General features: G+C 36.2%; 10 protein-coding genes and 1 pseudogene. All 11 read right to left on the reverse strand.

Annotated elements, in window-relative coordinates:
- Positions 1 to 386: 386 nt before the first annotated feature.
- Positions 387 to 887: a chromate transporter gene (locus L950_RS31040; RefSeq protein WP_197086652.1), complete on the reverse strand. Its 501-nt coding sequence runs from the start codon at positions 885 to 887 to the stop codon at positions 387 to 389.
- Positions 874 to 1,518: a chromate transporter gene (locus tag L950_RS31045; RefSeq protein WP_197086653.1), complete on the reverse strand. Its 645-nt coding sequence runs from the start codon at positions 1,516 to 1,518 to the stop codon at positions 874 to 876. The genes L950_RS31040 and L950_RS31045 overlap by 14 nt, the downstream gene beginning before the upstream one ends.
- Positions 1,519 to 1,539: 21 nt before the next feature.
- Positions 1,540 to 2,394 (reverse strand): hypothetical protein, encoded by an 855-nt coding sequence (locus L950_RS22960; RefSeq protein ID WP_021190065.1) that lies wholly within the window; start codon positions 2,392 to 2,394, stop codon positions 1,540 to 1,542.
- Positions 2,373 to 3,395 carry a hypothetical protein gene (locus L950_RS22965; RefSeq protein WP_156169826.1) on the reverse strand — a complete coding sequence of 341 codons (1,023 nt, stop codon included), beginning with the start codon at positions 3,393 to 3,395 and terminating at the stop codon, positions 2,373 to 2,375. Before L950_RS22965 ends, L950_RS22960 begins: the two co-directional genes overlap by 22 nt.
- Positions 3,396 to 3,446: 51 nt before the next feature.
- On the reverse strand, positions 3,447 to 3,641 hold the full coding sequence (locus L950_RS31050; protein WP_231577817.1) for a hypothetical protein: 195 nt from the start codon (positions 3,639 to 3,641) through the stop codon (positions 3,447 to 3,449).
- A 12-nt stretch (positions 3,642 to 3,653) separates the two neighbouring features.
- A pseudogene (locus tag L950_RS36905) lies at positions 3,654 to 3,713 on the reverse strand (DoxX family protein); the annotation flags it as partial.
- Between the two features lie 20 nt (positions 3,714 to 3,733).
- Positions 3,734 to 3,877 carry a hypothetical protein gene (locus L950_RS31055; RefSeq protein WP_197086655.1) on the reverse strand — a complete coding sequence of 48 codons (144 nt, stop codon included), beginning with the start codon at positions 3,875 to 3,877 and terminating at the stop codon, positions 3,734 to 3,736.
- Entirely contained in the window at positions 3,855 to 4,454 is a 600-nt protein-coding gene (locus tag L950_RS22975) for a phosphatase PAP2 family protein (RefSeq protein ID WP_031288320.1), read from the reverse strand. The genes L950_RS31055 and L950_RS22975 overlap by 23 nt, the downstream gene beginning before the upstream one ends.
- Positions 4,455 to 4,547: 93 nt before the next feature.
- Positions 4,548 to 4,925 (reverse strand): hypothetical protein, encoded by a 378-nt coding sequence (locus L950_RS22980; protein ID WP_197086656.1) that lies wholly within the window; start codon positions 4,923 to 4,925, stop codon positions 4,548 to 4,550.
- 79 nt (positions 4,926 to 5,004) lie between these two features.
- The gene (locus L950_RS22985; protein ID WP_021190068.1) at positions 5,005 to 5,805 is read right to left on the reverse strand and encodes a helix-turn-helix domain-containing protein; all 801 of its coding nucleotides are present in this window, start codon (positions 5,803 to 5,805) and stop codon (positions 5,005 to 5,007) included.
- Positions 5,806 to 5,973: 168 nt separating this feature from the next.
- A complete protein-coding gene (locus L950_RS22990; RefSeq protein ID WP_021190069.1) occupies positions 5,974 to 7,509 on the reverse strand; it encodes a SulP family inorganic anion transporter in 1,536 nt (511 codons plus the stop codon).
- Between the last annotated feature and the right edge of the window lie 323 nt (positions 7,510 to 7,832).

Below are 7,832 nucleotides of genomic sequence, written 5' to 3' on the forward strand. Positions count from 1 at the left end.
CATTATGTTGTGTAGTCACTTATGTTCATGTTCCAGTTATTTTATCGTTTAACACTTTATAATAAAAGATAAAGTAATCTGGAACACAACATAATATTTGCCTGATTATTCTAAAATAAAAATGGAAACAAATTATCAGCAGTTATTTTTACTTGATTTTTAATGGGATCACAATACTATTGATTTTAAGCTCAACCAATAGCGAAAAAGACAAGTTCGTAAGAGAACTCATATATACCTATTTAGCTTTTGTTATATTTAAAGCTAAACCTATAGTGTTGGAACTTTTGAATATTCAGTATAATTGAGATATTTTCATCTTTAAAAAGATTGCTTGGAGACAGATTTATTAGCATTGAAATAATTGAATAATGGTATTATATTTTTTAGATCATTTTTAATATATATCCCAAAAATGATCCTCCCAAAACTACGTACGCACTATTGATCTTTTTGAAATTAAAAACAATAATCGCACCTACAACCACAATTAAAATCGTTCGCCAATCAGTAATGGTTTCTTTACCCATTTCATAGCACACAGCTATGATTATGGCTACCGATGCTACATTCACTGCATCTAAAAAGGCGGACAATCCTTTAGAATTTCGTAGCTTTTTCATTAACGGATTAAGCAGTGCCACAAAAACAAATGAGGGCAGGAAAATTGCAATAGTTGAGATAATGGCTCCTGAAAGCCCATTGATTTGAAAGCCAATAAACGTTACCGATGAAAAAACAGGACCGGGCGTGAACTGTCCTACCGCAATGGCATCCATTAGTTGCTGTCTTGTGAGTATACCTGTTGCTACCAATTCCGTATCTAAAAAGGCAAATAATACATATCCACTCCCATAAGTATGGAACCAATTTTTAGGAACGTCCAAAAAGTTTGGTATTGGTCGCTGTCCAAAAAGTTGTCTGTATTATTTGAAGAAATGTAAGCGGAACAATACTTTGTAAAGTGTCATTTTTTTGTTTACTCTGTATCTTGTACAATCCAAACGCTAACAAACCTGCACCAAACATTAAATAAATTTCATTAACTCCAAACACAGCTGCTAACAAAACAGCAATACCTATAAGAGCTAAATTTATGGATTTGACAGATTGTTTTGCCAATGGATAAATTGCTGCCAGAATAATGGCTATTATAGCAGGTTTGATACCATAGATAAAAGGTTGTACTTCGGGTAGCTGTCCGTAAAGATTATATAAATATGCGAAAATTCCAGTGATAAATACGGCAGGCAGAATAAAGCATAAACCTGCTGTTAACAATCCTTTCCAACCGCCTTTATCATAGCCAATATGAATAGCCATTTCCGTGCTGTTAGGTCCTGGAATAAGGTTGGTAGCACCCAGCAGATCCAAAAAATGCTGTTCGTTCATCCACATTCGTTTGATCACTACTTCATCCCGCATCATGACAATATGTGCTGCCGGACCTCCAAACCCAATGATACCTAACTTACCGAAAACTTTTGCGATTTCTTTTACGTTTACATTCTCTTGCATTTTAATTATCTTAATTCGACTTCATCTATTTGATTTAAAGTGTCCGGATTGAATACTTTCATTGTTATTTTTTTCCTTCCACATAAAACAGGCACAGTGCATTTTCCACGCTAAAGGACTGGGTATGCTTACTCCATGGCAATACTTCTTGGCCATAATAAGGAGCTCCTGCTGCACCATTATTGATTTGATAAATTGGACGCGATACGTTAAGTTTTTATGGGGATAATTCCCGGGGTAAATAGGCATATCAGCCGTAAGCTTCAACCAGTTATAGTTATGCTCATCTCCTGTAAGCATCCCCACCACTTTCTTACTTTCATTAATCAAAATATCTAAATATTCATCCCTGCGTTCTATAATTCCTTTGTCAACAGGTTTTCCTCCAATGTAGGGTCTTTTTTCGTTGTTACCTCCGTACCACATCACATCTTTACTGTGTCCTCCATTAGGAAATGCAGGGGTATGTTGTGTAAGAAAAATGTGATCAATATTCTTGTCTTTTTCCAGTTTTGAGATCGTTTCACGAAGCCATTGAAGTTGGTTATCCATTAAATACCCATGCAACCCTCCGCTAGAAGCCGTTTGATTAGCAATGGAAGGTGCATACCAGTAATTGCTATTAAGGACAATCATCGCCACATTGCCGTATGTGTAATAAAACGCATTTTCCTTATAAGAAGGGAAATCTATATTTTTAGGGTCAGGGTCATACTTGTTATTATCCTCGCTATCAGGGCCGTTTTCAGGATTAATAAATTCCTCTGCAAAAAGTGCTTCTGCGGATTGGGTCTCATAAGGAAAAGCATCAATAAATGCTTGTTGTTTACCTTTCTCATCATTAAAAATAAGACCTAATGCTTCATGATTCCCCATGCCAATATAATAGGCATATAGTGCCAAAATGGTTCAATGGATTTTTTCCAATTAGAATACTCCACTCTCTGCTGCTCTTTACTGCTCAAATAGCCATTAATCATATCGCCGGTGAACTGCATAAAGCGCACGTCTTTCATATTAGCCAGTGCGGCTATTTTTTTCATTATGTAGGCGTTCGCTCCAAGGATTTTCCGTTCACCTCCACCTGTAGCATGGCGGCTGTCGCTTGCATAACCAAATACGAACGCTTCTCTGCTGCCTTTAGATGGTGCAGTTTTAAGATGATACGATTGTGATTGTATCCCATATTTTACCTTATAGTTGTGCTTTGTATTTGGGGTAAGTCCTGCTATATTCCAGCGATGCAGCGTTGTTTCCTGCTCATCTTTATAAACTTTGCCATTGATTTCAATTTCGGCTTTTACAGGACGTGTGGTTTTGCACCAGATTACAGCAGAGTTATCAGTTACCATATTTACAAAAGGTCCTTCATAAATTGCTGGTATGACTTCAAATGGTCCTTCACCTTTTAAAGCAACTATGCCATCAAACAAAAGCATACCTTGCTCATCAGCAATTCGGTAGCCAAGGTTCAGGTACCCATTTTTCTTCCAGTCTACAAAATCATACGGATACTTGAAATCGTCTTTTATATTGAGCACTATTTTACCATCTTCAATTTTGACTGTTTTTCGATATACTGGAAGCGGATGCGGAACTTTTCCGTATGGGATCAAGCCATAGGTTACCGTGCCTTTTAAAGTCCCAAAATCCATCTGAACCCCATTTTCAGTAGCTTCCGGTTTACCAAGAAGTTGTTCGATCGTTAGTGGATTTTTAAATTCTTCAGCAAAGTATTTTTCACCCTTATTTTCAAAATATAATCTTCCATTAGTATCATAGCCCAGGTTACTGTATGTAGCAGGAATTTTAGGAAGTTGTGCCATTGCTGTTGTAGCAAACATTAACGCAATAGCAGAAAATAGTATCTTATTCATATAAATTGTCTAAAATGATATGTTATATTTAAGTGATTGAAATTGTCCTATTTATTTAGGAATATTTGTCAAGCTATCTATCGACCAACAACCTCCACCTTTTATCAATAGAAAGATACTACCCAAAAGCATCGCCCAGTCTGTACGACTTCCATGCATCATTTCCCAAAATCCTTTTTCTGCTAAAACTTCTGATTTAGTTGTTGCAATAGCAACGAACATAATAATGATAAGAGGAATGCTCACCAATCTTGTCAGAAGTCCAATAAGAATTAAAAATCCACAAACAATTTCAAAGCTGCCAACGAACGGACCCAAAAACTCAGGATTAGGCAGACCTATTTTGCAAAACGTCCTGCACCTAAGGTGTCTGCAAATAAAAACTTCTGTATTCCTTCCGAAAGAAATACGGCACCTACCATCAGTCGAATAAGTATGGTAGTTTTTGATAGGTCTGTCTTAGTTATTTTTTGAAACATCATGATTAAATAGTTTTATGAATTTTGGATTGTATATTTTATATAAATGGGCTACCATCCCTGCAATAAGCATACTTAAAATAGCTGGAACTAAAATATCAGCGGGATAGTGTACGCCTAAATAAACCCTGCTCAAACTGACAAAAATTGCCCATGGGATGAGAATAATTGGGAGCCATTTCAGATTTTGTTTAGTTAATATGGTTAAATAAAATGCCAAAGCAAAGACATTGGCAGCATGAGAAGAAATAAAACCGAACTTGCCGCCACGATAATTGTTTACTATATGTAGCTCACCTTCTAATGCTGGATTATGACTTGGACGCAGCCTTTCAAATAGTGGTTTAAATATGCCGGAAGCCAACTGATCACTCATTGTGATGAGCAATACGATTAATAAAATCATTAGGATGGCATCCTTTTTATACTTCCAGATAAGCAAAATTATCAGTGCAACATAAAAAAGAAGCCAAGTGTATTTGTCGCTGGCAAACCACATTACTTCGTCCCAAAATTCGTTGTGGCTTCCATTTAGCCATAATAGAATATTTGTATCTATTTGTTTGATATCCTCAAGCATTATTTTCTGATGGGTGATTGTCTTTCTGTCGGAGTTTTTACAGTAAAAAAGGTACTTTTTCCATTGCATGACAGCTAACGCAGCTATTGGTAATTACTTGGAAGTTCTTATTAAAAACAACTGTATCCTTTTTTTTAGTGCCTCTTTCATTTGGGGGACTGTAACGGTTAGAAAATGCTGTGCGGATTGTGCCCGTTTAGGCCTTCTTTCCAGGCCATTTTCAATTGCCTTTTGGATTTTCTCCAATTGATAATCGGCATATCCCCAGTTTTCGTCTTGTCCAGCCCAATATAATTCCTGATAACGATATCCGGTTTCAACCATGGCCATATCGAAACCACGAAATTGATTTTCTATTGTTTCAAGCTTTTTTTGCTCGTTTCCTTTTATCCACTGCCCCTGAACTGTTTCTTGTTTTTGGTTACAAGCCGAAATAAAAAGAATTATTAACAAACATGTTGAATATTTCATTGCTTACAATTTACTCTCCACAAATTTCGTACAATACAAGTCACCTTATACGGTATATTTGAAAATATTCCGACAGCTTTTAGGTATTGCGGAATACCTGTGGTGTAAGGCCTGCAAAGCGTTTGAAATACTTTACAAAGTGGGAAGTATCATTAAAATTCAAACTATAGGCAATTTCAGAAACACTGTTTTCCGTATAAATCAATTGTCTTTTTGCCTCGCTGATGATATGCTCAGCAATTACTTCTGCTGCTGATTGGCTTAGTGTTTTACGACAAATAGCATTTAGATTTTGTGGTGTCGTATGCAGCTTTTCTGCGTAGTAGGCAACATTGTTCTGCAGGTCATTTGTCTGGTTCAGTAACTCCCTGAGCAATGCAATGATATCATCCGTTTTGTTGGTCTTAATTACCAGAGGTTTTGCGGCAATCAATATTTTAGCAAATAGTGCTTTCAATAATCCTTCTGTAACTGTAAAGTCTTTTTCTTTGGTGAGTAAATTGAACAACGTACCGATACTTTCAGTTTCTCTCAAATGAATGCAAGTTAATCCGCTTAGTTTGGATAAAAGACTTTTTAGTTCGCCGTCAATCGAGTTATCTACAAAACCTTTCTTTAAAAGTAGTACATAACCATCTGGTGTATCTGTAATATCCCAATGATGTACCTGTTCTTTTCGAACAAAAAATAGTGTTGGAGGATCTATCGGAAAAGGAGTATGGTCGATGGTGTGGCAACCGCTTCCTTTCCGTAGGTAAATAATTTCAAAATAACTGTTGTGCTTATGAGGTTCGGTTTTACGAATTTCCTTTTTGAACGGCAAAACCTTTATTAGTTCTGCTGCTTCAATTTTACTTTTTATGCTGATGCTCTTTTTCAACTAATTTCTTATCATATTTTTATGTTATAAAATTAATTATAAAAACAGAGCAAAAATAGCCATATCTCAATCTTCGTTACTAAAATTTTTAATAACGAAGATGTTCAATAGCAAACAACTAGATGTTTTTTTTGCTATTAATTATGGCTTAAACTATTGGTCTTTATCTTATTTTTCCGGCATTACCTTATAGGTAGGATCTTCATGAAGGTTCACTTCAATAAAGCCACTGGCATTATCCAGAAGTTGTATACAATCTGGGCTGAGGTGCTTTAGAACAACTTCTTTATTATTAGCTGTATATTTTTCGGTCACTTTTTTCAGTGCTTCAATGGCAGACATATCAACGATACGGGATTCTTTGAAATCAATAATTATTTTTTCCGGATCACCCTGCGCATCAAATTTCTCTGAAAAAGCTGTCGTGCTCCCAAAGAAAAGGGGACCGTAAATTTCATACACTTTATTACCCATTTCATCAATCGATTTTTTAGCCCTGATTCTTTTTGCATTATCCCAGGCAAAAACCAAAGCGGATATAATAACACCAATCAGTACTGCTAAGGCAAGATTATGAAGTAAAACAGTAATTATTGCTACAAGCATACCCACAAAAATATCTGATTTAGGCATTTTGGTTATAATACGGAATGAAACCCATTCAAAAGTGCCTATTGCCACCATCATCATAACACCAACTAAAGCAGCCATCGGGATCTGTTCAATAATCGGCCCACCTGCCAGAATTATAATCAAAATAGTAACCGCTCCGATAATTGCAGAGATTCTGGTTCTTGCTCCGGCATCGATATTTACCAAGGTTTGGGCTACCATAGCACAGCCTCCCATACCTCCAAAAAAGCCATTGGTAATGTTGGCTATACCTTGTGCGCAGGCTTCTTTATTGGAACGTCCTTTTGTATTGGTAATCTCGTCTACCATATTTAAAGTCAATAAAGATTCAATAAGTCCCACTCCGGCCATAATCGCGGCGTATGGAAAGATGATTTTTAAAGTTTCTATGGTAAACGGAATATTTGGAATGTGAAAAGACGGTAGGGAACCACTCACCGATGCAATATCTATCACTTTCTTGGTATCTATGTTTAAGAAATACACCAGACCAAAAACAACGATGATGGCAACCAGCGATGAAGGTATTGCCTTTGTAATCTTTGGGAAAATCAAAACGATAGCAATAGTAAGCATGGTCAATCCAGCCATTATAGCAAGTGCTGAACCTTCCATCCAAGAGCTTACTCCATTTTCTAACACCTTAAATTGGGCAACCTGAGCCATAAAAATAATCACCGCAAGACCATTTAAGAAACCATACATCACGGGTTGTGGTATCAATCTTACAAACTTACCGAGTTTCAGCACCCCGACTAATAGTTGAATAATTCCTGCTAAAGCAACTGCTGCAAAAAGATATTCAACACCATGAGCGGAAGCCAGAGCTATAAGAACAACCACAGTAGCACCCGCGCCACCGGAAACCATTCCAGGTCTACCACCCAAAATGGCAGTGACAATTCCCATTAAAAAAGCTGCATAAAGTCCTGTTAATGGAGATAATCCTGCTAAAATCGCAAATGACAATGACTCAGGTATCATGGTCATCGCAACGGTTAATCCAGCTAAAATTTCATTTTTAATATTTACGTTTCGTAATGATTGAAAACTTAAGAAAGTGTTTTCCATAGATATAAATTGTATGTTGATCCCATAGTAGATTATGGAATAATGATTTAAAATTGATTTTTGAAAGTATAAGAAAAACTATCCAAAAAAAGCTTTTGGATATAGGATGAATTATTAGCCTGTTAAATTAAGGCGGTGTAACTTGGGAAGATGTAGTACTGAATAATTTCATAATAGATTGCAAATATAAAAAAAATAGACTTATTAATTAAGTCTATTCACTATAAATTTGCTTTTTTTGAAACGGTCTAACTGTAATATCTTTTTCAACCATTAAACTGGCCGTCTTACCAATAGTATGAGTACCGGTACTTCCACCAACG

This window comes from Sphingobacterium sp. IITKGP-BTPF85, assembly GCF_001006065.1.
In the GTDB taxonomy this organism is placed as follows: domain Bacteria; phylum Bacteroidota; class Bacteroidia; order Sphingobacteriales; family Sphingobacteriaceae; genus Sphingobacterium; species Sphingobacterium anhuiense.

Excerpts from the sequence above, each read along its gene's own strand:
- L950_RS31045 (WP_197086653.1), bottom strand. The coding sequence starts at position 1,518 with ATGCAAGAGAATGTAAACGTAAAAGAAATCGCAAAAGTTTTCGGTAAG.
- L950_RS22960 (WP_021190065.1), bottom strand. The coding sequence starts at position 2,394 with ATGGGGAATCATGAAGCATTAGGTCTTATTTTTAATGATGAGAAAGGT.
- L950_RS22965 (WP_156169826.1), bottom strand. The coding sequence starts at position 3,395 with ATGAATAAGATACTATTTTCTGCTATTGCGTTAATGTTTGCTACAACA.
- L950_RS31055 (WP_197086655.1), bottom strand. The coding sequence starts at position 3,877 with ATGATGTTTCAAAAAATAACTAAGACAGACCTATCAAAAACTACCATA.
- L950_RS22975 (WP_031288320.1), bottom strand. The coding sequence starts at position 4,454 with ATGCTTGAGGATATCAAACAAATAGATACAAATATTCTATTATGGCTA.
- L950_RS22980 (WP_197086656.1), bottom strand. The coding sequence starts at position 4,925 with ATGAAATATTCAACATGTTTGTTAATAATTCTTTTTATTTCGGCTTGT.
- L950_RS22990 (WP_021190069.1), bottom strand. The coding sequence starts at position 7,509 with ATGGAAAACACTTTCTTAAGTTTTCAATCATTACGAAACGTAAATATT.